20 protein-coding genes and 1 pseudogene are annotated in these 20,589 nt (G+C 71.1%); 6 read left to right on the top strand and 15 right to left on the bottom strand.

Going from position 1 to position 20,589, the window contains the following annotated elements:
- Nucleotides 1-567 carry a ubiquinol-cytochrome C chaperone family protein gene (locus ABEG18_RS07220; RefSeq protein WP_406857401.1) on the bottom strand — a complete coding sequence of 189 codons (567 nt, stop codon included), beginning with the start codon at nucleotides 565-567 and terminating at the stop codon, nucleotides 1-3.
- Nucleotides 568-744: 177 nt separating this feature from the next.
- Here ABEG18_RS07220 and ABEG18_RS07215 point away from each other — a divergent pair, with 177 nt between their 5' ends.
- Both ABEG18_RS07215 and ABEG18_RS07210 read left to right on the top strand, forming a co-directional pair.
- Nucleotides 745-1,227 (top strand): outer membrane protein assembly factor BamE, encoded by a 483-nt coding sequence (locus ABEG18_RS07215; RefSeq protein ID WP_406857400.1) that lies wholly within the window; start codon nucleotides 745-747, stop codon nucleotides 1,225-1,227.
- 73 nt (nucleotides 1,228-1,300) lie between these two features.
- Nucleotides 1,301-2,038: an SGNH/GDSL hydrolase family protein gene (locus ABEG18_RS07210; RefSeq protein WP_406857399.1), complete on the top strand. Its 738-nt coding sequence runs from the start codon at nucleotides 1,301-1,303 to the stop codon at nucleotides 2,036-2,038.
- Nucleotides 2,039-2,071: 33 nt separating this feature from the next.
- Here ABEG18_RS07210 and ABEG18_RS07205 read toward each other — a convergent pair whose 3' ends face one another.
- The 9 genes from ABEG18_RS07205 to glyA form a co-directional block, all read right to left on the bottom strand.
- Nucleotides 2,072-4,255, bottom strand: a complete 2,184-nt coding sequence (locus tag ABEG18_RS07205) for a sodium-translocating pyrophosphatase (RefSeq protein WP_406857398.1) — start codon at nucleotides 4,253-4,255, stop codon at nucleotides 2,072-2,074.
- A 186-nt stretch (nucleotides 4,256-4,441) separates the two neighbouring features.
- On the bottom strand, nucleotides 4,442-5,635 hold the full coding sequence (locus tag ABEG18_RS07200) for an MFS transporter (protein ID WP_406857397.1): 1,194 nt from the start codon (nucleotides 5,633-5,635) through the stop codon (nucleotides 4,442-4,444).
- Between the two features lie 9 nt (nucleotides 5,636-5,644).
- Entirely contained in the window at nucleotides 5,645-6,655 is a 1,011-nt protein-coding gene (gene thiL / locus ABEG18_RS07195; RefSeq protein WP_406857396.1) for a thiamine-phosphate kinase, read from the bottom strand.
- A gap of 30 nt (nucleotides 6,656-6,685) precedes the next feature.
- Complete coding sequence (gene nusB / locus ABEG18_RS07190; protein ID WP_406857395.1) at nucleotides 6,686-7,156, bottom strand: transcription antitermination factor NusB; 471 nt, start codon at nucleotides 7,154-7,156, stop codon at nucleotides 6,686-6,688.
- 5 nt (nucleotides 7,157-7,161) lie between these two features.
- Nucleotides 7,162-7,659 (bottom strand): 6,7-dimethyl-8-ribityllumazine synthase, encoded by a 498-nt coding sequence (gene ribH, locus ABEG18_RS07185; protein ID WP_406857394.1) that lies wholly within the window; start codon nucleotides 7,657-7,659, stop codon nucleotides 7,162-7,164.
- Between the two features lie 33 nt (nucleotides 7,660-7,692).
- Nucleotides 7,693-8,343, bottom strand: a complete 651-nt coding sequence (locus ABEG18_RS07180) for a riboflavin synthase (RefSeq protein ID WP_406857393.1) — start codon at nucleotides 8,341-8,343, stop codon at nucleotides 7,693-7,695.
- The gene (gene ribD, locus ABEG18_RS07175; RefSeq protein WP_406857392.1) at nucleotides 8,343-9,509 is read right to left on the bottom strand and encodes a bifunctional diaminohydroxyphosphoribosylaminopyrimidine deaminase/5-amino-6-(5-phosphoribosylamino)uracil reductase RibD; all 1,167 of its coding nucleotides are present in this window, start codon (nucleotides 9,507-9,509) and stop codon (nucleotides 8,343-8,345) included. Before ribD ends, ABEG18_RS07180 begins: the two co-directional genes overlap by 1 nt.
- Entirely contained in the window at nucleotides 9,506-10,018 is a 513-nt protein-coding gene (nrdR, locus tag ABEG18_RS07170; protein WP_406858553.1) for a transcriptional regulator NrdR, read from the bottom strand. The genes ribD and nrdR overlap by 4 nt, the downstream gene beginning before the upstream one ends.
- A 187-nt stretch (nucleotides 10,019-10,205) precedes the next feature.
- A complete protein-coding gene (glyA, locus tag ABEG18_RS07165) occupies nucleotides 10,206-11,510 on the bottom strand; it encodes a serine hydroxymethyltransferase (RefSeq protein ID WP_406857391.1) in 1,305 nt (434 codons plus the stop codon).
- Nucleotides 11,511-11,832: 322 nt separating this feature from the next.
- Here glyA and ABEG18_RS07160 point away from each other — a divergent pair, with 322 nt between their 5' ends.
- From ABEG18_RS07160 to ABEG18_RS07150, 3 genes are all read left to right on the top strand, one after another.
- Nucleotides 11,833-12,996 carry an AI-2E family transporter gene (locus tag ABEG18_RS07160; protein ID WP_406857390.1) on the top strand — a complete coding sequence of 388 codons (1,164 nt, stop codon included), beginning with the start codon at nucleotides 11,833-11,835 and terminating at the stop codon, nucleotides 12,994-12,996.
- A 34-nt stretch (nucleotides 12,997-13,030) separates the two neighbouring features.
- Nucleotides 13,031-14,320, top strand: coding sequence for an App1 family protein (locus ABEG18_RS07155; protein ID WP_406857389.1), 1,290 nt, complete (start codon nucleotides 13,031-13,033; stop codon nucleotides 14,318-14,320).
- 66 nt (nucleotides 14,321-14,386) lie between these two features.
- On the top strand, nucleotides 14,387-14,710 hold the full coding sequence (locus ABEG18_RS07150; RefSeq protein WP_406857388.1) for a hypothetical protein: 324 nt from the start codon (nucleotides 14,387-14,389) through the stop codon (nucleotides 14,708-14,710).
- Between the two features lie 2 nt (nucleotides 14,711-14,712).
- Here the strand turns inward: ABEG18_RS07150 and ABEG18_RS07145 are convergent.
- The 5 genes and pseudogenes from ABEG18_RS07145 to ABEG18_RS07125 all read right to left on the bottom strand — a co-directional run.
- Nucleotides 14,713-15,837, bottom strand: a pseudogene (locus tag ABEG18_RS07145) (glycosyltransferase family 4 protein); the annotation flags it as partial.
- Nucleotides 15,834-16,934 (bottom strand): zinc-binding alcohol dehydrogenase, encoded by a 1,101-nt coding sequence (locus tag ABEG18_RS07140; protein ID WP_406857387.1) that lies wholly within the window; start codon nucleotides 16,932-16,934, stop codon nucleotides 15,834-15,836. The gene ABEG18_RS07140 and the pseudogene ABEG18_RS07145, both read right to left, overlap by 4 nt.
- Nucleotides 16,927-17,919, bottom strand: a complete 993-nt coding sequence (locus ABEG18_RS07135; RefSeq protein ID WP_406857386.1) for a Gfo/Idh/MocA family protein — start codon at nucleotides 17,917-17,919, stop codon at nucleotides 16,927-16,929. Before ABEG18_RS07135 ends, ABEG18_RS07140 begins: the two co-directional genes overlap by 8 nt.
- Nucleotides 17,916-19,010, bottom strand: a complete 1,095-nt coding sequence (locus tag ABEG18_RS07130; RefSeq protein WP_406857385.1) for a glycosyltransferase — start codon at nucleotides 19,008-19,010, stop codon at nucleotides 17,916-17,918. Before ABEG18_RS07130 ends, ABEG18_RS07135 begins: the two co-directional genes overlap by 4 nt.
- A 466-nt stretch (nucleotides 19,011-19,476) precedes the next feature.
- Entirely contained in the window at nucleotides 19,477-20,004 is a 528-nt protein-coding gene (locus ABEG18_RS07125) for a YidB family protein (RefSeq protein WP_406858552.1), read from the bottom strand.
- Between ABEG18_RS07125 and ABEG18_RS07120 the strand changes: the two genes are divergently transcribed.
- A complete protein-coding gene (locus ABEG18_RS07120; RefSeq protein WP_406858551.1) occupies nucleotides 19,888-20,481 on the top strand; it encodes a hypothetical protein in 594 nt (197 codons plus the stop codon). The genes ABEG18_RS07125 and ABEG18_RS07120 overlap by 117 nt on opposite strands.
- Nucleotides 20,482-20,589: the final 108 nt, after the last annotated feature.

The following is a 20,589-nucleotide window of genomic DNA, read 5'->3' as shown; positions in this document are numbered from 1 at the left end:
TCATGCGGTCGGAGTGACGGACGCCGCCGCGCAGAACGCGTCGGGATCCGGGAAGGGCAGCCTTGCGGCCGCGATGTCGTCGAAGCCGGCGGCCTCGAAGCGCCCGACGGCCTCGCGCACATAGGCGGCCAGCCGGTCGGCGTCGGCGCGCCTCTCGGGCGCGTGGGCGTAGACGTTGCGCAGGACGGCGTCGGCCAGGGGCTCGCCGCCGCCCAGCGCCAGCTCATAGGCCTTGGCGCGGCCGAAGAACGCGCCAGCCATCGTCTTCATGCGCTTGGGGACGGAGACGTCGCCCACGCCCAGCTCGCGCAGCGCGTGGTCGAAGCCCTTGAACACGGCGTCGATGAGATCCTGGGCCAGATCCTCGGCCGGCGCGGGCAAGGCCTTCAGCCGCCGCAGGGTCAGGAAGGCGTGCAGCACCATCATGTCGAAGCGGCCCTCGACCGTGTCGGGCACGTGCAGGTCCCGGTAGAAGGCTGGCGCGCGGGCCGCGTTGGCCACGGCCTCATGCAGCCGGCCGACCAGTTCGGCGTTGGCGTCCCGGCGCTTGAACAGGCTGAAAATCATGCGCGCACGTCCCGTCCGGGAAGGAAGCCGAGATGCTTCCGGGGCCGCCGCGGCGCTCCTTGCAATTCCATCGGACGCGGGTTACGGCATCCGTGCCGGTCCCGGCAAGAGAAATCGTCGTTCAACGACCGGCCCTCCTCTTTCGGCCCACATGGGCGGCATTCTGGGAGTCTACACATGGTGCGTCGCAAGACGTCGGACAGCTCCGTCGCCAGACACAGCTCCGCCCGGCGGTGGACCATGCGGCTGGCGCTGGCGGCGGCGCTCGGCGCCGGCCTGTCCGCCTGCAACACCGAGCCGCAGACCCGCGGCTACATGCTGGATGAGAAGCTGCTCAACGAGGTGCGGGTCGGCACGGACGCGCAGAAGGTCCTCAGCGCGATGGGAACCCCCTCCACGGTGTCCACCGTCGGCAACCAGACCTGGTACTACATCAGCCAGAAGACCACCCGGACGCTGCAGTTCATGGAGCCGACCGTGGTCGACCAGCGCGTGCTGGCGATCAATTTCAACAAGTCGATGAAGGTTGAGAAGATCGCCTCCTATGGCCTGCAGGACGGCGTGCCGTTCGACTTCATCAGCCGCACGACGCCGACGGGCGGCAACGAACTCTCGGTCGTCCGCCAGCTGCTGCGCGCCACCGGCCAGGGCGTGATCTGAGCGGCGACGCAACGCATCACACGATTTCTTGATGGCTTTGTCTGATGCTCTCGCGTTCGAGCGGGAGAGCAGGATGGAGCATGGGAAGGAAAGGCGCCCCAGCGCGGCGCGGCTGTCCACAGCCGTGAGGCCGTCGATCGTCGCCATTGCATCGCTGGCGCTGGGCCTGGCTCTCGGGACTGTCCTGAACGACTTCAAGGGCGGCGCCCCGCCGATCGATTACGCAGGCATCCGCAACATCGTGATCAATGCTCATCTGCGGGAGGCCCCACCGGGTTTCGTGTTGGTGGCCGGCGATTCCCATGCCGAATACCTGGCGCCGTGGATCTCAGCCTGCGACCGCGAGGTCGTCAACGCAGGCGTGAGCGGAATACGGGCGGAACGCTTCCAGGCCATGGGCAGCTCTTTTGCTCCCAAGAGCAAGGCTTCGGCCGCTGTCCTTCTGATGGGAACCAACAACCTGTTTCGGGCGGCCGACCCGATGGCGCCGGCCCGGATCGGCGAATTCCGGACGTCGCTCCTGGCCACCGTCGCATCGCTCCAGGCCATCGCCGCCAAGGTGATCGTCACGGCCCTGCCGCCCCTTCTGTCGTTCCGGCAGGAATTCCAGTTCGAAGGGGTGGAGGTCTATTCCGGCGTGGCCCGTGAGGTGTGCGAGGTCTCGGGCTGCATGTACCGGGATCCCTTCGCAGCGATCCGCAGGCTGTCGAGCGAAGAGGACAAGCTGGCTCAGCAGCCCGACGGCATCCATCTGGCGGCTTACCGGGAGGTCGCCAGAAGCCTCTCGGCGGATATTTGCGCGGGCGAGTAGCCCCCCGCCGAAACGGCGGGGGGCCGAGGGGGATCAGGCCCCGATATGCGCCAGGATCGCCAGCAGCAGCAGGGCCACGATGTTGGTGATCTTGATGGCCGGGTTCACGGCCGGGCCGGCGGTGTCCTTGTAGGGATCGCCGACGGTGTCGCCCGTCACCGACGCCTTGTGGGCGTCGCTGCCCTTCAGGTGCTTGACGCCGTCCTTGTCGATGAAGCCGTCCTCGAAGGACTTCTTGGCGTTGTCCCAGGCGCCGCCGCCCGAGGTCATGGAGATGGCGACGAAGAGGCCGTTGACGATGACGCCCAGGAGCGAGGCGCCCAGCGCCGCGAAGGCCGAAGCCTTGGAGCCGGAGATCAGCAGCACGCCGAAATAGGCGACGAGCGGCGCCAGCACCGGCAGCAGCGAGGGGATGATCATCTCCTTGATGGCGGCCTTGGTGAGCATGTCCACGGCGCGGCCATAGTCCGGACGGTCCGTGCCGGCCATGATGCCGGGCTTCTCCTTGAACTGCCGGCGCACCTCCTCCACCACGGAGCCCGCCGCGCGGCCGACGGCCGTCATGGCGATGCCGCCGAACAGATAGGGGATCAGCCCGCCGAAGATCAGGCCGGCCACCACATAGGGGTTGGAGAGGTCGAACGAGACGTTGGCCACGCCCTTGAAATACGGGAACAGCGTCGATCCGGCCTTGTTGGCCTCGTTGGTGAAGTATTGCAGGTCGTAGCTGTAGGCGGCGAACAGCACGAGCGCGCCGAGGCCGGCCGAGCCGATGGCGTAGCCCTTCGTCACCGCCTTGGTGGTGTTGCCCACCGCGTCGAGAGCGTCGGTGGAGTGACGGACCTCCTTGGGCAGGCCGGCCATCTCGGCGATGCCGCCGGCGTTGTCGGTGACGGGCCCGAAGGCGTCCAGCGCCACGATCATGCCGGCGAGGCCGAGCATGGTCGTCACCGCGATGGCGGTGCCGTAGAGGCCGGCGAGCTGGAAGGTCGAGATGATGCCGCCGACGATGACGATGGCGGGCAGCGCGGTCGATTCGAGCGACACCGCGAGGCCCTGGATGACGTTGGTGCCGTGGCCGGTGACGGACGCCTGGGCGATCGACACCACGGGCCGCTTGCCCGTGCCGGTGTAATACTCGGTGATCCAGACGATGAGGCCGGTGACCACGAGGCCGACGACGCCGCAGATCAGCAGGCGCGTGCCATTGACGGTGATGTCGCCGCCCATGGCCTTGACGACGCCGATGTCGCCGAAGCCCACCGTGCCCCAGGTGGCGATGGCCAGCCCGACGACGGACAGCAGCGTGCTCACCCACAGGCCCTTGTAGAGTGCGCCCATGATGGAGTTGTTGCTGCCGAGCTTGACGAAGAAGGTGCCGACGATCGACGTCACGATGCAGACGGCGCAGATCGCGAGCGGGTAGTTGATCGCGGCGCTGAGCACGGGCTGGCCGGCGAAGAAGATGGCGGCCAGCACCATGGTGGCGACCACGGTCACCGCATAGGTCTCGAACAGGTCGGCCGCCATGCCGGCGCAGTCGCCGACATTGTCGCCGACATTGTCCGCGATGGTGGCGGGGTTGCGCGGGTCGTCCTCGGGAATGCCGGCCTCGACCTTGCCGACGAGGTCCGCGCCGACATCGGCGCCCTTGGTGAAGATGCCGCCGCCGAGACGGGCGAAGATCGAGATCAGAGAGGCGCCGAAGCCGAGCGCGACGAGCGAATCGATGATGACGCGCAGCTCGGCCGGATTGGTGATGGACAGGCCCATCGGACCGGTGAGGATGACGTAGTAGACGGCGACGCCGAGCAGCGCGAGGCCCGCGACCAGCATGCCGGTGACCGCGCCCGCCTTGAAGGCCACGTCGAGGCCGGCCGCCAGCGAGATCGAGGCCGCCTGCGCGGTGCGCACATTGGCCCGGACGGACACGTTCATGCCGATGAAGCCGGCCGCGCCGGACAGCACCGCGCCGATGAGGAAGCCGACGCCCACCTTGAGGCCCAGCAGCCAGACGATGATGGCGAACAGCACCACGCCGACCATCCCGATCGTCGTGTATTGCCGCTTCAGATAGGCTTGCGCTCCTTCGCGGATGGCGGACGCGATCTCCTGCATCCGTTGCGTGCCTGCGTCGCGTCGGTTCACGTCCGCGCTCGCCCACACGCCATAGGCGACCGACAACAGGCCGCCAATGATGATCAACGCTAAAGTCATTGTGCCGTCCTTGCAGTTCCCAGCGGTGCGGCTCTGACACGCCTCGTGGCTGACGAACCGTTATTCTGACCGCGCCTCACCACGCGAGGCGGCGCAAGCGTGGCAAAATCGAACGTCGGACGCAAACAGACTTTCGCAGGAATCCCGCAATTCAGGGATTATTTTCAGCGGTCGCGGCGGGACCGCTCACGCCGTCTGCGTCCGCGACCACAGGCGCCACAGCAGCACGAGCAGCGCGAGCGCCACGGGCGGGAACACAACCTGGTTGACCGCGCTCCATCCGGCCGTCGCCAGGATGTGGCCGGAGGAGAACGACCCCACCGCCATGGTGCCGAACACCAGGAAGTCGTTCATCGACTGCACCCGCGTCCGCTCCTCGGGGGCGCAGGTCTCGGCCACCAGCGCCGTGGCGCCGATGAAGCCGAAGTTCCAGCCGAGGCCCAGAACGATGAGCCCGGTCCAGAAATGCGCCACGGTGACGCCCGACAGGTCGATGAGCCCCGCGACGGCGATCATCACGAGGCCGGCGACGATGATGCGCGGGGCGCCGAAGCGCGCAATCAGCGAGCCGGTGAAGAAGCTCGGCCCATACATGGCGATGACGTGCCACTGGATGGCGAGATTGGAATCGCCGATGGCGTGGCCGCACATCCGCATGGCCAGCGGCGCGGAGGTCATGACGAGGTTCATCAGCGCGTAGCTCACCACGCCGCAGAGCGCGGCGGTGATGAAGGCGGGCTTGCGCATGATCTCCAGCAGCGGGCGCCCGCCCCCGGCGGCCGTGACGGGCGGGAAGGGAATCCGCACGAAGAAGAGCACGCCCATGGCGACCAGCGCGACGGCGGCCTGGGCCAGATAGGTGGCGGCGAACAGATAGGGCGGCCAGACGTCCATGGTGAACTGGATGAGTTGCGGCCCCAGCACGCCGGCCGCCAGGCCGCCGCCCATCACATAGGCGATGGCGCGCGGCCTGTAGGCCGCGCTGGCGGTGTCGGCCGCGGCGAAGCGGTAGGACAGCGCCACGGCCGCGTAGAGGCCGCCGAAAAAGGTGGCGACCAGGAAGAGCGCGAAGGAGCTCTTCAGGATGGCCAGGCAGCCGCAAAGGCCCGTCAGGCAGCCCGCCCCGGCCCCGACGAAGAACGCCGCCCGGCGGCCCCAGCGTCGCGCGATCGCCCCGATGGGCAGGGTGCCGAACGCCATCCCGAGCACCAGGATGGAGATGGGGGTCGTCGCCCAGGCGGGGTCCGGCGCCAGTTGCGCGCCCACGATCGCCCCGGTGGCGAAGACGACCGTGGAATTGGCCCCCGCCAACGCCTGCGCCACCGCGAGCAGCACGGCGTTTCGGCGGGCCAGCCGGTCGTTCACGAGCGGGGCATGCATGACGAACCCTCAGAAATGACTGAATGAACCACGAGAGATCGCAATCGGCTCGCCGCCGCGGCGCACCTCGAAGGGCTGTCCGGCCCCGCCCACGAACCCGATAAGGGTCATGGGGACCCCCAGGGAGGCGCAGCGGGACTGGAATTCCGCGACCTCGGACGGGCGGACGGTGCAGAGCACTTCATAGTCGTCGCCGCCGGTCGCGGCGCGCTCCAGCAGCGTGGGTTCGCGCGCCACGGCGGCGGCCGCGGCCTCCGACAGCGGCACGCGGTCGAGCTCCAGCGTTCCGCCGAGGTTCGAGGCGGCCAGCAGCTTGCGCAGGTCGCCGACGAGTCCGTCCGAGACGTCCATGCTGGCCCGCGCATGGGCGAGCAGCGCCGGGGCGAGCGCCAAGCGGGGCTGCGGCCGCAGATAGCGGTCGAGAAGATGCGCCCGCTGGCCGGAATCGAGCGCGGCGGCCCAGGGCTGGGCGGCGTCGAGCCGCAGCGCCAGGCCGAGCGCGGCGTCGCCGATGGCGCCGGAGACCAGGATCGCGTCGCCCTCGTGCGCCGCCATGCGCACCGGCATGCGTCCTGCCGGGACGGAGCCCAGCGCCGTGATGGAGATCGTCAGCGGTCCGGGGGTCTTCACCGTGTCGCCGCCCAGGAGCGGGCAGCCCGTGGCGGCGGCGCCGTCGTTCAGGCCGCGGCTGAAGGCGGCCAGCCACTCTTCGGTCCAGTCCGGGGGGAGCGCCAGAGCCAGCAGGAAGCCCCGCGGCGCGGCGCCCTTGGCGGCCAGGTCGGAGAGGTTGACGGCCAGCGCCTTCCAGGCGATCGCCTCCGGCGGATCGTCCGGGAAGAAGTGCACGCCTGCCACGATCGCGTCGACCTTGAGGACGAGATCGCGCCCCGCCTCGCCCGGCAGGCGCGCCGCGTCGTCGAGGAGGGCCATGCCCCCCTCCCCGGCCATGGGGCGGAAATAACGCGCGATGAGATCGTCCTCGGAAGGCCGTGATGGGGTCGAAATCGCCAGCCTCCACATTCCCGGGCCCACCGCCGGGTACGGCGGACCTTAGCGGGCCCGCTGCTTGGTCAGTTCGTCTCCGCGGACGTCGCGGGCGATGGCGTCGAGCACGGCGTTGACCATGCCGGACTCCTCGCTGTCGTAGAAGGCGTTCGCGACGTCGACATATTCGGTGATGGCGACGCGCGCCGGCACGTCGGCGCGCCGGACCAGCTCGTAGGCGCCGGCGCGCAGGATGGCGCGCATCACCGCCTCGATGCGCTTCAGCGGCCAGCCCTTGGCGAGCGCGGCGTCCACCTTCTGGTCGATGAGCCGCTGCTCCTGGACGACGCCGGACACGAGGTCGCGGAAGAAGCCCACCTCGGCCGGCTTGAACTCCATGTCCTCGACTTCGCGGCCCATCCAGTGGGCCTCGAACTGCGCGACGGCGTCCAGCACGCCCTTGCCCGACAGCTCCATCTCGTAGAGCGTCTGCACGGCGGCGAGCCGGGCCGCGGAGCGTTTTTCGCCCTTGGCCATTCCGATCAGATCCTTCCAGCCGCGAGGCGGCGCTTGATGCGCAGGACCGCCAGCGCAGCCTCGGCCGCGCCGCCGCCCTTGTTCATGTCGGAGACCCGGGCGCGGGCCCAGGCCTGTTCGTCGTTCTCCACCGTCAGGATGCCGTTGCCGAGCGGAATGCGCCGGGCGACGGAAAGGTCCATCAGGGCGCGCGAGCTCTCGCCCGCCACGATGTCGTAATGGCCCGTCTCGCCGCGGATGACGCAACCCAGCGCCACCACGGCGTCGTACGGCTGTCCGGCCGCCTCCGCCGCGTCCAGCGCGATCGCAATAGTGGACGGAATCTCCAGCGCCCCCGGGACGGTGAGGACCGTGACGTCCATCTCCTCGGCCGCGCCGACCCCCTTGGCGCCGGCCAGAAGCTCATCGGCGAGGTCGTCGTAGAAACGGGCCTCGACGATCAGCAGGCGGCCCTTCGTGGGCGCGCCATCACGGGTGGCGCTGGCGAAACGGGGGGCGGCCATGGCGGGTCTCGGTGGGTTGAGCGGAGGAGGCTGTCAGTAGCCCTGCTCGCGCGCTTCCGCAAGCCGCGCCGCGTAGCGGGCCATCTGGTCGACCTCCAGGTTGAGCCGGTCGCCGGCCTTGAGCGCGCCGAGCGTGGTCACCTGCAGCGTGTGCGGGATGAGGAACACGGAGAAGAGGTCGCTCTCGACGCTGTTGACCGTCAGCGACACGCCGTCCAGGGCCACCGAGCCCTTCTCGGCGATGAACTTCGCCAGGCCGGCGGGCGCGCGGATGGTGAACCGGGCCGTGGGGCCCCAGGCGCCGCCCTCGCCTTCGTCGGCCGTCACGTCGTCGCGGGCCACGACCTCCGCCACCCCGTCGACATGGCCGGAGACGAGGTGCCCGCCAAGTTCGTCGCCGATCCGCAGCGAGCGCTCCAGGTTGATGGGCCGGCCGGCGCGCCAGCCGCCCACGGTGGTGCGGGCCAGCGTCTCGGCCGCGGCGTCGACGGTGAACCAAGACCCGCCTTCCGGCCGGGGTCCCATCCCGGTGACGGTGAGGCAGGGTCCCGAACAGGCGATCGACGCGCCCAGATCGATGCCCGCCGCCTCATAGGCGGAGTGGATGGTGAGGCGCCGCAGCGCGCCCTGGTGGTCCTCGACGCGGACGAGTTCGCCCACATCCGTCACGATACCGGTAAACATCAGCGCCTCCTGGCGTAGCTCCGCCATGCATCGCGACCGAGCGGGACCGCCTCGCCCCGCTCCATTTGGGGATCGCGTTCGATGATTTGGGCCAGCGCCGGGCCGATCGACGGCAGGCCGGGCCGGCCGAGCCTGTCTGGCCCGGTGAGGATTTCGACGGCGTCGACCTGCCCCGCCAGCGCGAGCGACTCGGCCAGGCGGGGTCCGCCCTCGCAGAACGCCCGCGTGACGCCCCGCGCCGACAGGGCGGCGAGCGCGGCGAGCAGGTCCAGCCCCGCGCCGTCCGGCGCGCGCGGGACCCGGATGACCACCGCGCCGGCCTGCGCCAGCGCGGTCTCGGCCGCGCCCGGCGCGTCGAGCGCGGCGACGATCCAGGTCGGGACCTCGCGGGCGGTCGCGACGATCCTGGCGCCGGGCGGCGTCCGCAAGGTCGTGTCGAGCACGACGCGCACGGGGGAGCGATGCTCGAGGCCCGGCAACCGGCAGGTCAGGAGCGGGTCGTCGGCCAGCACGGTCCCGACCCCCACCAGCACGACGTCGTGCTGGGCGCGCATCAGGTGGACGCGCGCGGCGGCCTCGGGGCCGGTGATCATCAGGCGCGGGCCGGCGCAGGCGGCGGCGTAGCCGTCGGCCGTCCGGGCGAGCTTGAGGGTGACCATGGGGCGGCCCTCGACGATGCGCTTGATGAAGCCGCGATTGGCCCACCGCGCCTCGCTGGCGAGAACGCCGACGCTCACCGTGACGCCGTGGGCGCGCATCATGATGTGGCCGCGCCCGTTGACCCGCGGGTCCGGGTCCTCGATGGCGGAGACCACGCGGGCGATCCCGGCGTCGAGGATGGCGTGGCTGCACGGGGCGGTCTTGCCGAAATGGGAGCACGGCTCCAGCGTCACCGACAGGGTCGCGCCACGCGCCGCCGCCCCGGCCTGCGCCAGCGCGACGGGCTCGGCGTGCGGCCTGCCGCCCGGCTGCGTCCAGCCCCGGCCGAGGATCACGGGGCCGTCCGGGCCAGGGGTCCAGACCACGGCTCCCACCGCCGGATTGGGCCAGGTGTTCCCCAGCCCGCGCCGCGCCAGCGCCAGCGCGATGCGCATGGTGGCGACGTCGTCGGGAGGGAAGGCCTCGCCCGGGCTCCTGGCCCGCGGCCGGCCTGCTGGCGCGGTCATGACGCCTCGCGCGCTCCCGCCCTGGGGCGCCGCGCCGGAGGCGGCGCGCCGTCGTCGTCCGGGCTCGTCAGCTCGCCCAGCAGCTCCTCGAAGTCCTTGGCCTCGCGGAAATTGCGGTAGACCGAGGCGAAACGCACATAGGCCACGTCGTCCAGCGCCTTTAGGCCCTCCATGACGAGTTCGCCGATCACCGCGGTGGTGACTTCGCCGTCGCCGAGGCTCTCCAGCTGCCGGACGATGCCGTTGATCATGCGCTCGACCCGGTCGGGATCGACCGGGCGCTTGCGCAGCGCGATCTCGATGGACCTCACCAGCTTGTCGCGGTCGAACGGAATGCGGCGGCCGGAGCGCTTGACCACCATCAGCTCGCGCAGCTGGACGCGCTCGAAGGTGGTGAAGCGGCCGCCGCAGTCCGGGCACACGCGCCGCCGCCGGATGGCGGAGCTGTCGTCCGTCGGCCGGGAATCCTTCACCTGCGTGTCGAGGCTGGAGCAATAGGGGCAGCGCACGGGCTTGAGGTCCTGTCCATTGTTCTGCAACTCGCCGAAGGATGAGGCCCGTTCGAAAGCCCGTCATCCCCGGCGGCGCGACGCGCCCGGAAAGGGATCCAGCCTTGGCCCGCCCCGTCTGGATCCCCTTCCCGGCCCGCTGAGCGGGCCGCCGGGGATGACGGTGGAGGGGTTCAGGCCCGAACCCTTATCCGTAGATCGGGAAGCGCCGCGTCAGCTCGGCGACCTTGGCCTTCACGGCCTCCTCCACGCCGGCGTTGTTCTCCTCGCCGTTCTTCGACAAGCCGTCGAGCGTCTCGACCACGAGCTCGCCGACGCGCTTGAACTCGGCGACGCCGAAGCCGCGCGAGGTCGCGGCCGGCGTGCCGAGCCGGATCCCGGACGTGATGGTCGGCTTGGCGGTGTCGAACGGCACGCCGTTCTTGTTGCAGGTGATGTGGGCGCGCCCGAGCGAGGCTTCGGCGGCCTTGCCGGTGACGCTCTTGGGCCTGAGGTCCACCAGCATCAGGTGGTTGTCGGTGCCGCCCGTGACGATGTCGTAGCCGGCCGCCTTGACGGTGTCGGCCAGCACCTTGGCGTTGTCGACCACGGCGTGGGCGTAGACCTTGAACTCAGGCGCCAGGGCTTCGTTGAAGGCCACCGCCTTGGCGGCGATGACGTGCATCAGCGGGCCGCCCTGCAGGCCGGGGAACACGGCCGAGTTCATCTTCTTGGCCAGCTCCTCGTCGTCGGTGAGGATCAGGCCGCCGCGCGGGCCGCGCAGCGTCTTGTGGGTCGTGGAAGTGACCACATGCGCATGCGGGAACGGCGACGGATGCGCGCCGCCGGCGACGAGACCGGCGAAATGGGCGATGTCGACCATGAAATAGGCCCCGACCGCGTCGCAGATCGCGCGGAAGCGGGCGAAGTCCCAGTGGCGGGAGTAGCCCGAGCCGCCGGCGATGATGATCTTGGGCTTATGCTCGTGCGCCAGGCGCTCGACGGCGTCCATGTCGACCATCTGGTCCTCGGGGCGGACGCCGTAGCTGACCACCTTGAACCACTTGCCGGACATGTTGGGCGCCGCCCCATGGGTGAGATGGCCGCCGGCAGCCAGATCCAGGCCCATGAAGGTGTCGCCGGGCTTCATGAGCGCGAGGAACACCGCCTGGTTGGCCTGCGACCCGGAATTCGGCTGGACATTGGCGAACCTGCAGCCGAACAGGCGCGTGGCGCGCTGGATGGCGAGCGTCTCGGCGACGTCGACGAACTGGCAGCCGCCATAATAGCGCCGGCCCGGATAGCCCTCGGCGTATTTGTTGGTCATCACCGAGCCCTGCGCCTCCAGCACGGCGCGCGAGACGATGTTCTCCGACGCGATCAGCTCGATCTCGTCGCGCTGGCGACCGAGTTCCTTGCCGATGGCGTCGGCGATCTCCGGGTCGCGATCCGCGAGGGATGCGGCGAAGAAGCTGTTCGACATGTGGCTCTGGCGCGCGTGGCTGACGGACATCGGTGCTATCTCCGGCCCAGGAGGGCGATGTGGCTCGGTTCGGTTCGGGCTTCGGACGAGGCGTGTATCCGGCGGCGACGCCCGGCGCCGTCCCCGCAAGATGTGGGGGGTCTATACCCTATCGAACGCCAGATTGGCCAGCGCTCCCGCCCTGGATCCCTGGGGGCCCGCCCGCGCGGCCCAGCGTCGCGGGCTGAAGCGTCGCCGCAGACGTGGGCCTCGTCGGCGCCTGCCGCGGGCGCCGGTCGAGCCCATGCGTCGCCGACGGGGAGCGAACGACCGCCCTCCCTCGTTAGAGAGGTCCAGGACGGGGAGACGGTCAGTGGCGGTCACGAGAGAACAAGGCGCGGTCGCGCCGTCGACCAGGAACGAAAAGACCCTCGAGGCGGAGACCCGCGAGGCCCGCAAGGCGGTGGCCCACGGAGAGGCCGCGCCGCAGGGCGTGCGGTCATGGGGCGTCCTGATTCTGACCGTCCTGGCCGTGGTTTACACGCTCTACTTCGCCAGGGACATCATCCTGCCGATCGCGCTGGCGATCGTGCTGAAGCTGCTGCTCGGGCCGGCGATGCGGCTCCTGCACGAGCGCATGCGGGTTCCCCAGTCGCTGGCGGCGCTGCTGCTCATCCTCGTCGTCTTCGGCGCGATCGGGGCCGTGGCCTTCGCCATCTCGCTGCCGGCCTCGGGCTGGATCGAGAGGTTGCCGCAGACCTTGCCGATCCTGCAGGAGAAGCTGGCCGTGCTGCGCCAGCCGCTGGACTTCGTCCAGAACGCCCTGAAGGAGTTCGAGCACGTGACGTCGAGCGCCGGGCCGGGGGCGGCCGAGGGGCAGTCGGTCACCGTGAACCAGGGCTCCGGCATCGCCGGGAACCTGGCCACAGGCACGGCGAACATGCTGGGGCGGTTCTTCACCACGATGGTGCTGCTGTTCTTCCTGCTGGCCTCGGGCGACCGCCTGCTGCGCGGCCTCGTGGAGGTGCTGCCGAGCTTTTCCGACAAGCGCCAGGCGGTCGAGATCGCCAGCGAGATCGAGACCAACATCACCGGCTACCTGCTCACCATCACGATGATGAACGCCCTCGTGGGCGTCGCCACGGGTCTGGCCATGTGGGCCTGCGGCCTCGGGACGCCGCTGCTGTGGGGCGCGGCCGCCTTCCTGCTCAACTACATCCCGATCCTGGGCCCGATGGCCGGCATCGCGATCTTCTTCGCCGCCGGCGTGCTGAGTTTCGACTGGCCGTGGTATGCGCTGCTTCCGGCCGGGGTCTATCTGCTGATCCATGTCGTCGAGGGCGAGACGGTCACGCCGATGCTGCTGGCGCGGCGGTTCACGCTCAACCCGGTGCTGGTGATCGGGTCGCTGTTCTTCTGGCATTCCGTATGGGGCATCCCCGGCGCGTTCCTGGCCGTGCCGCTGCTGGCCATCCTGAAGATCGTGGCGGACCGGGTCGAGCCGCTGAAGCCCATCGGCCACATCATCGGAGCGTGACGATGCCCGAGCCTTGCGCCGTCGGAGCCAGGACGTGAGGAGCCCGGCCGCCATCCTCGCCGCCATGGGGCGGTCGGCGCGCCGGCTGCTGGCCGCCGTGGCGCGGCCCGTGGCCCGGGCTCAGGGCCGCGGCGGCGTCGCGCTTCTGCCCTACCGGGGCTACGGCTCGCGCAGCGAAGTCTTCCTGATCGGGCGCGTGTTCCGCCAGTCGGACGAGGCGCGCCAGGACCGGCGCGGCGGCGTTCCGGGGCAGATCCGCAACGTCCTGCGCCGCATCACGCGCGCAGCGGTGGAGGGCGCGGCCGTCACGGCCCGGTTCTGCGGCGCGCAGGAGCGGGTCACGACCGACCGCGACGGCTATTTCAGGATCCATCTGCGCCTGGCCGAGCCGCCCGCCCCGGACCGGAGCTGGCACGAGGTGGACCTGGAGCTGGAGGAGCCCCGGGTCGCCGCGAAGGCGTCCGTGTTCATCCCGCCGGACCGCTGCCGCTTCGTGGTGATCAGCGACATCGACGACACCGTCGTGCAGACCGGGATCGCCAACAAGCTGGTGATGCTGTGGCGCCTGTTCGTCGAGGACGCCGAGAGCCGGATCGCATTTCCGGGGGTCGCGGCGCTGTACCAGGCGATGCATGGGGGACTGAGCGGGCGAGACGGCAACCCGATGCTCTATGTCTCGCGCGCGCCCTGGGGCACCTACGAAGTGCTGGAGGAGTTCTTCCAGATCCATCACATCCCGGTCGGGCCCATCCTGTTCCTGCGCGAATGGGGCGTCAGCTGGACCTCGCCGCTGCCGCGCGAGGCGCGAAGCCACAAGGAAGACCTGATCCGGCGCATGCTGGCGCTCTACGACACGCTGCCCTTCGTGCTGATCGGCGACAGCGGACAGCACGACCCGGAGATCTACCGCAGGATCGTGGAGGAGAATCCGGGGCGCGTGCTCGCCGTGTTCATCCGCGACGTGTCGCACGATCCTGCCAGGGTGCGGGACATGGAGCGCCTCGCCATGGCGGTGAGCCAGGCCGGGAGCACGCTGCTGCTGGCCTCCGACAGCGTCGCCATGGCCGAGCAGGCGGTGAAGCTCGGGCTCGTCGGCGAGGCTACGCCGGCGGTCGTGCGCTCCAACCGGGAAGAGCAGCAGCCGCAGCCGCCCGAGGCGCCGACCACGCGGGTGAGCGGCGCGACCCCGCAGGCCACCGCCCGCGCCGTGGCCGAGGGCGGGCTCGCCACCGCGCTGGACGCCGCGTCGCCCGAGGCGCCGAGCCCGAACGTGGTGGTGGAGCCCGACGAACGCCGCGGCGCCCGTCCGCCGTCCGCGCCGTGAGCCAGCCGGCTTGCGCTCGCCGGCGCCGCCGGGCATCGTTCGGCGGGACACGATCAGGAGGTCGACATGGCTGAACGCTCCTATGGCGAGTGGCGGTCGATGGCCGAGGCGCCGCGGGACGGCTCCCGGGTGCTGGTGATGCTGCGGGCCTCCGAGCAGGGCCCGGCCGAGGTCGACGTGGCGCGCTGGGGCAGGCTGAAGCCAGGCGGCGAATGCTGGATGGCGGCCGATTCGGAGCATGACTGCCCGGTCGCCTATGCGGACGGCGAACTGGCCGGCTGGATGCCCCTGCCCGCGCCCGCGCCGGGCCTGAGGGCGACCGACGTGTCGGTGCTGGAGGAATGGCGCAAGCGGGTCGCCGGCCGCGAAACCGGCGGCTCCGGGATCTAGGCGCGGGCTTCCGCCGCCACCTCGTCGAACAGGCGCTCCCATTGGGGCAGCACCGCCTCGACGCTGTAGTCCCGCTCGACCTTGCGGCGCAGGGCGGCGCCCAGCCGCGCCCGCAGGGCGGCGTCGGCGTGGAGCCGCAGGACCGCGTCCGCCACCCCTTCGGGATCGCGGCGGCCGACCAGCAGGCCGGTCTCGCCATGGGCGATCTGCTGCAGCACGCCGTTGTCCGGCGTCGCCACCACCGGCAGGCTCGCGGCCCCGGCCTCGGCGACGACATGCGGCATGCCCTCGCCCTCGGCGAGCCAGACGAAGGCGTCCAGCGACATCAGCAGCCGGGGCGCGTCGGCCCGGTCGCCCAGAAAGCGCAGCCGGCCGGAGAGCCCGAGCTCGGCCGCCAGCGCGCGCAGCTCACCGGCGTAGTCGGGCATGAAGGCGTCCGGGCCGCCCACGACCCAGAATCGCGCCGACGCGGCGGCGCGGGCGACGATCGCCGCCGCCCGGAGGAAGTCTTCGACCCGCTTCTTGCGGTCCAGCCGCCCGACCCAGCCGACCAGGAAGGCGTCGTCGGGCTCGCCCATGGCGGCGCGCGCCCGGCCGCGGTCGCCGGGATCGAACTCGCGAAGATCGACCATGCTGGGAATCTCCAGCGCGCGGTCCTCGCGCCCCGGCATGCGCGACGCCGCCGCCTCCCGGATGCCGGCGCAGACGCCGACATAGCGGGCCGTGAGATCCTTCGGGCCGGCCAGCGCCTCGGAGACGAGGCCGCCATGCTCGATCAAGGGCGGCGGCCTGGCCATGAGCCGCAGCGCCGGCGCGACGTCCGGGACGGCCTGGCAGGCGACCACGACGTCGTAGCCCTCCATCTTGCGGGCCAGATAGGCGACCGTGTCGTCGAAGGAGAGCGCGTAGGGCGCCTCGTCGACGTCGACGCCGAGCGCCCTCAGCTGGGCCACGGACTGGTCGGGCATGCCCTCCTTGCGGAAGCAGGCGACGACGTCGATGCGCCAGCGGCGCGGATCGAGGTTGCGGGCCAGCAGGCGCACCTCGGTCTCCTCGCCTCCCACGACGAGCCATGCGAACACAAACAGGATGCGCATGGGCCGCGGCGGGACGGGCGCGCCGCTCATCGGCCGAACTCGAAGACGACCTGCAGGAAGTCCGGCCGCTCGGCCACGAGCCGCTCCATGAAGGCGGGCGCCGCATCGAAGGGCTCGACATGGGTGATGAGCGTGCGGCGGATCGCGTCGCCTTCGGCCGCCAGCAAGGCGAGCGTCTCCGCCGCCAGCCGGCCCCGGTTCCAGGCGTGCGCGAGGCCGCGCGGGACCCGGCCGATCTGGGCGCAGCGGATGGCCAGGCCGTTGTGGTGAAACTCCTCGCCGAGCCGGACCTCCTCCGAGCCGCCCTGGTAGAAAGCGAGGTCGATCACGGTTCCCTGCGGGCGCAGCGCCTTGAGGCACTGGTGGAGCGCTCCGCCCGTCGCGCGGCACTGGAACGCGACGTCCGCGCCGCGATCGGCGGGGCCGTGAAACCAGCGGTCCTTCACCTGCATCCAGGCGTCCGGCTCGTCAAGCGTGGAGAAGCCCAGCGCCTCGGCCCGCGAGCGGCGGAACGGCGACGGATCGACCAGGAGGACGTCGAGCGCCCCGCAGCGGCGCGCGAACAGCGCGGTCAGCATGCCGACCGTGCCCGCCCCCATGACGAGCACGCGCTGGCCGACGACGCCGTCGCCAAGGCCCCTCGCCTGCGCGCCGTAGAGATCGGCAGCGGCGTGCAGGAGCCCGTTGGCGCAGATCGGGCCCATCTGGGCGACGAAGACGCCGAGCATGGGATCCATGCCGGGCGGCAGGACCACATGGAAATCCTGCGCGGCGTCCGCCACATGGCCGCTCTTGTGGCCATACGCCATGGCGACCACGTCGCCCTCGCGCGGCGCGCCGGCGCGGCTCTCCGTCACGCGGCCCACCTCCATGTAGCCCAGGAACGGGACCGGGAAGCTGGCGCTCGGCTCGCCGTCCAGAAAGACGCCGTACTGGCTCTCCCAGCGGGACGACAGATAGGGATTGGTGCCCTTCAGGAAGGTGAGCTCCGTGCCGGCCGACAGGCCGGAATAGAGCGTCTCGACCTTGAAGAAGCCTTTGGGCGTCGGCCCGTCGCCATAGCTGAAATGATAGGCCCGCCCCGGGGCCTCGACGCCGAGCGAGAGGATGGTCCGGTCCTCAGCCATGGAAGACCTCCGCCGTCGTGGCCCCGCCGAGCGCGATGGGGCGCCGCTCCCGGGCGGACCGCGCCGCGGCGACCGCCAGGCGGTGCGTCTCCAGCGCCTCGGCGTAGGGCGCGCGGATGCGGTTTTCGCGCCCCATGACGGCGTCGATGAAGTCGCGGTCCTCCCGCGCGAAGGGATCGCCCTGCGCGCCGCGCACCGGCCGTCCCTCCCCGACATCGACCATGATCTCGAACTCGGTGAGCTCGATCGCCATGCCGTCGCTGAACAGGTTGAGGCCAATGCGGTGCGGCCAGCGCAGCAGGCAGGTCGAGGACACCGCCCCCACCGCGCCGGAGCGGAACCGCAGCGAGGCCGTGGACGCCTCGTCGACGTCGCAGTCGGGGTGGTCTGCGCGGGGCGTGCGCCCGCCAAAGGCGAAGACCTCCTCAACCGGGCCGACCAGAAGGCGGGCGAGATCCAGGATGTGGGTCGTCTGCTCCACCATCTGGCCGCCGGACTGGTCCTGCCTGGACCACCAGGCCGGAGGCGGCGTCGAATCGAGCCAGTAGCCGTTCACCAGCCGGGCGGGCCGGGCGGCGAGCCGCTCGCGGGCCTCTTCGGTGGTGTCGAGATAGCGCCAGTGGTAGCCCACGGCCGTGACGAGCCTCGCCTGCGCCACCCGCGCGCCGATCGCCTCGGCGACTTCGCCGTCGGCGGCGAGCGGCTTTTCGATGAAGAACGGGATGCCGCGGTCCAGCAGGTCATGCTCGGGCGCGCCATGGGCGAAGGGCGGCACGCAGACATAGCAGGCGTCCAGCCGCTCGGCGTCCAGCATGGCGCGGTGGTCGGAATAAGCGCGCGCGCCGCAGCGGGCGGCGGCCTCTCCCGCTCTGTCGGCGGCGGGGTCCGCGACGGCGACGATGCGGACGTCGTCGAACCCCGAGAGGTTGCCGATGTGGCGGCCGGCGATGCCGCCCGCGCCGATGAACCCGATGCGACAGGTCATGACGTCTCCATGCTGGAAGGGGTCGGTGCGAGCCGGGCGTCGGCGCGCGCGACGGACAAGAGGCGCCGATAGAGCGCCAGCGTCTCGCGCGCCATGCGGGCGGCGGTGAAATCGGCCTCGAAACGCCGTCTGGCGGAGGAGGCCAGCGCTGCGCGGCGCGCCGGATCCCGCAACAGCGCGATGATGGCGGCCGCGAGAGCGGGCGGATCGCCCGGCGGGACCAGGACGCCGCTCTCCCCGTCGCGGACCGCGTCGGCGGATCCCGGGACGCGCGTCGCGAGCGCCGGCAGGCCGGCCGCCATGGCCTCCAGCAGGACGAGCGGCAGGCCCTCGAAGAGCGAGGGCAGAACGAGGAGGTCGGACGCGGCCATCAGGTCCGGCACGTCGTCCCTGCGCCCGAGCCGCAGGATGGCGTGGGAAAGCCCCGCCGCTTCGACGTCAGCCGCCAGGGCCGACTCCAGCGGGCCCGCGCCGACCCAGGCGAAGCGCGCATCGGGACAGGCGGCCAGGACGAGAGGCGCGGCCGCAAGCAGATCGGCGTGCCCCTTCTGCGCCGCCAGGCGCGCCACGGTGAGGAGCAGCGGGACGCCGCCGGGGACGCCGAGCCGCCGGCGGGTCTCGTCCCGGCTTGCGGTGGGCGGCGAAGGGTCCACCCCGTTCCTGATCACATGCAGCAGCGACGGCGGCGCGCCCTCGGCCTCGTAGGACCGCCGGGAGCTGTCGGACACGCAGACCAGGGCTTGCAGAAGGGGCAGGTTCTCGGCGTGCCAGCGCCTTTGCCGCTCGTCGGTGAGCAGATAGGGCAGATGCTCAGTGCGGATGATCGCCGGCACGCCGGCGGAGCGGGCCGCGTAGGCCGCGGGCAGCCCCTCCCAGCCGACGCCGGCATGGATATGCATGATGTCCGGCCGCTGCGCGGCGAGGAAGCGACCCAGTTCGGCTAAGCTCTCGGGCAGTTCCCAGCGCGGCATGGCCAGCGTGTCGCAGCCCAGGGCCTCGGCCCGGCGCAGCAGCCGCCGGCTCTCGGCGCTGCGCATGCCGACGACGCTCAACCGGCAAGCCGCGCGCAGGTGGCGGACCAGCGTGAGCATGTGCTCGCCGACGCCGGACGGAGCGCGGCTGTCGGTGAACAGGCATATGGCGAGCGGACGCTCTCCGGGGCTTGCGGGAGGAAAGCGCGGCTCACGGTCGCGCGCGCTGCGCTCGTCTTCCGCAGATCCGTCTTGCGCGTCCATCCGCTGCGTTCCGATCCCACCCACTGAGCGGAACGGGCGACACGCGATTGGGTTGCGTCGCTGGCCGGACGCCGCACGCTCGTCAATCGATCGGTCATTCCCCGCCGGAGCCGCAGAGCGGCGGAGGGGAAGGGGATCCAGGCGGGTTGGGACAAGCGCCTCTCGCCCGGCCTTCCTGGATTCCCTTCCCGCGCCTGCGGCGCGCCGGGGATGACGGAGCGAGGTGGCGCCTCGAACCGCAGCTGGTATCGACGGCGGCGGCTGACGCGACGAAGCCGCCCCGCCCGGAAGGGCGAGGCGGCTTCAAGGATGCAAGCCCAGGTCAGCCTTGCGGCAGCTGACCGTCGGGGGTGTATTTGTCGACGGCTTCGGGAAGCTCCCGCGACAGGCGCGCCAGCAACTCTTCCCGGGACAGGCCTGTCTGCTGCGTCAGGGTGCTGAGCACGTCAGGCCCGATCGCCTGCTCCAACTGGTCGGGAGCGATGGGCTGGTTCGGCCCGGGCTGGACCCAGGACTGGGCGGTCTGGCCGTGCCCGCTCTGGTTGAAGCGCTCCAGCAGGTCGCTCAGGCCGCCGCTCAGGAGGCCACCGACGCCGGCGCCCCCGAGCCCGCCCAGAAGGCCGCCCAGGCCGCCGCCCTGCCCGCCGCCGAAACCGCCGCCTTGGCCCGTGAGGCCGCCGAGCAGTCCGCCCAGCCCTCCGCCCTGGCCCATGCCGGATTGACCCATGCCCGGCTGACCCATGCCCGGCTGGTCCACGCCTCCCTGGCCCATGCCTCCCTGGCCCATGCCTCCCTGGCCCATGCCTCCCTGGCCGGCCCGGTTCTGCAGGCCTCCGAGAAGCTCGCCCAGCTTGTCCCTGTTCTGGTAGCCGGCGACCGCCAGCAGACCCAAGAGCGCCGTCATCGATGGAAAGCCGCGGCTCATCTGAAAACTCCCTGTTCCATGAAGTTCAACGCATGGTCTATGCATCCGCCTCCGGCGAACGCGGCAGGCCCCTCAACCGGCGCGGCGGTGGTTCGTTCCGACGCGGCGGTCACTCGTTTTCGAAACTCGGCACCAGTCTCGTCTCGATCAGAGGCGCCCTCATCCGGAAATAGAGCCCGGCTGGGCGGAACTCGACGCTCGTCTCGGCTCTCGCCTGCATCCGGAGCACTTGCTGGAGCATCTCCAGGCCGACGCCGCGCTTGGACGGGGGAACGACTTCGGAGCCCCCCTCCTCCAGCCACTCGACGTCGACGAGGCGCTTGCCCTCGCCCTCTGCGAGGCGCCAGGCGACATGGACCTTGCCTTCTCCCTTCGCCAGGCCGCCATGCTCGACGGCGTTGACGACAAGCTCATGAAAAGCCATCCCCAGCGGAACCGCAAGATCCGCGGCCAGGTCCACCGGCGGGCCCTCGATCGTGAAGCGCCGCCGCAGTTCGGGCCCCAACGCCG

Source organism: Alsobacter sp. KACC 23698 (assembly GCF_045348435.1).
GTDB lineage: Bacteria > Pseudomonadota > Alphaproteobacteria > Rhizobiales > Beijerinckiaceae > Alsobacter.
Note: the sequence above shows the minus strand (reverse complement) of the source record. Positions and strands in the feature narration are given on the sequence as shown.

Bases quoted from the DNA above. Each gene is read 5' to 3' on its own strand.
- ABEG18_RS07200 (WP_406857397.1), bottom strand. From the start codon at position 5,635: ATGCATGCCCCGCTCGTGAACGACCGGCTGGCCCGCCGAAACGCCGTG.
- ABEG18_RS07205 (WP_406857398.1), bottom strand. From the start codon at position 4,255: ATGACTTTAGCGTTGATCATCATTGGCGGCCTGTTGTCGGTCGCCTAT.
- ABEG18_RS07215 (WP_406857400.1), top strand. From the start codon at position 745: ATGGTGCGTCGCAAGACGTCGGACAGCTCCGTCGCCAGACACAGCTCC.
- glyA (WP_406857391.1), bottom strand. From the start codon at position 11,510: ATGTCCGTCAGCCACGCGCGCCAGAGCCACATGTCGAACAGCTTCTTC.
- ABEG18_RS07210 (WP_406857399.1), top strand. From the start codon at position 1,301: ATGGAGCATGGGAAGGAAAGGCGCCCCAGCGCGGCGCGGCTGTCCACA.
- ABEG18_RS07135 (WP_406857386.1), bottom strand. From the start codon at position 17,919: ATGACCTGTCGCATCGGGTTCATCGGCGCGGGCGGCATCGCCGGCCGC.
- ABEG18_RS07180 (WP_406857393.1), bottom strand. From the start codon at position 8,343: ATGTTTACCGGTATCGTGACGGATGTGGGCGAACTCGTCCGCGTCGAG.
- ABEG18_RS07140 (WP_406857387.1), bottom strand. From the start codon at position 16,934: ATGGCTGAGGACCGGACCATCCTCTCGCTCGGCGTCGAGGCCCCGGGG.
- ABEG18_RS07130 (WP_406857385.1), bottom strand. From the start codon at position 19,010: ATGCTCACGCTGGTCCGCCACCTGCGCGCGGCTTGCCGGTTGAGCGTC.
- ribH (WP_406857394.1), bottom strand. From the start codon at position 7,659: ATGGCCGCCCCCCGTTTCGCCAGCGCCACCCGTGATGGCGCGCCCACG.
- nusB (WP_406857395.1), bottom strand. From the start codon at position 7,156: ATGGCCAAGGGCGAAAAACGCTCCGCGGCCCGGCTCGCCGCCGTGCAG.
- ABEG18_RS07220 (WP_406857401.1), bottom strand. From the start codon at position 567: ATGATTTTCAGCCTGTTCAAGCGCCGGGACGCCAACGCCGAACTGGTC.
- ABEG18_RS07150 (WP_406857388.1), top strand. From the start codon at position 14,387: ATGGCTGAACGCTCCTATGGCGAGTGGCGGTCGATGGCCGAGGCGCCG.
- ribD (WP_406857392.1), bottom strand. From the start codon at position 9,509: ATGACCGCGCCAGCAGGCCGGCCGCGGGCCAGGAGCCCGGGCGAGGCC.
- thiL (WP_406857396.1), bottom strand. From the start codon at position 6,655: ATGTGGAGGCTGGCGATTTCGACCCCATCACGGCCTTCCGAGGACGAT.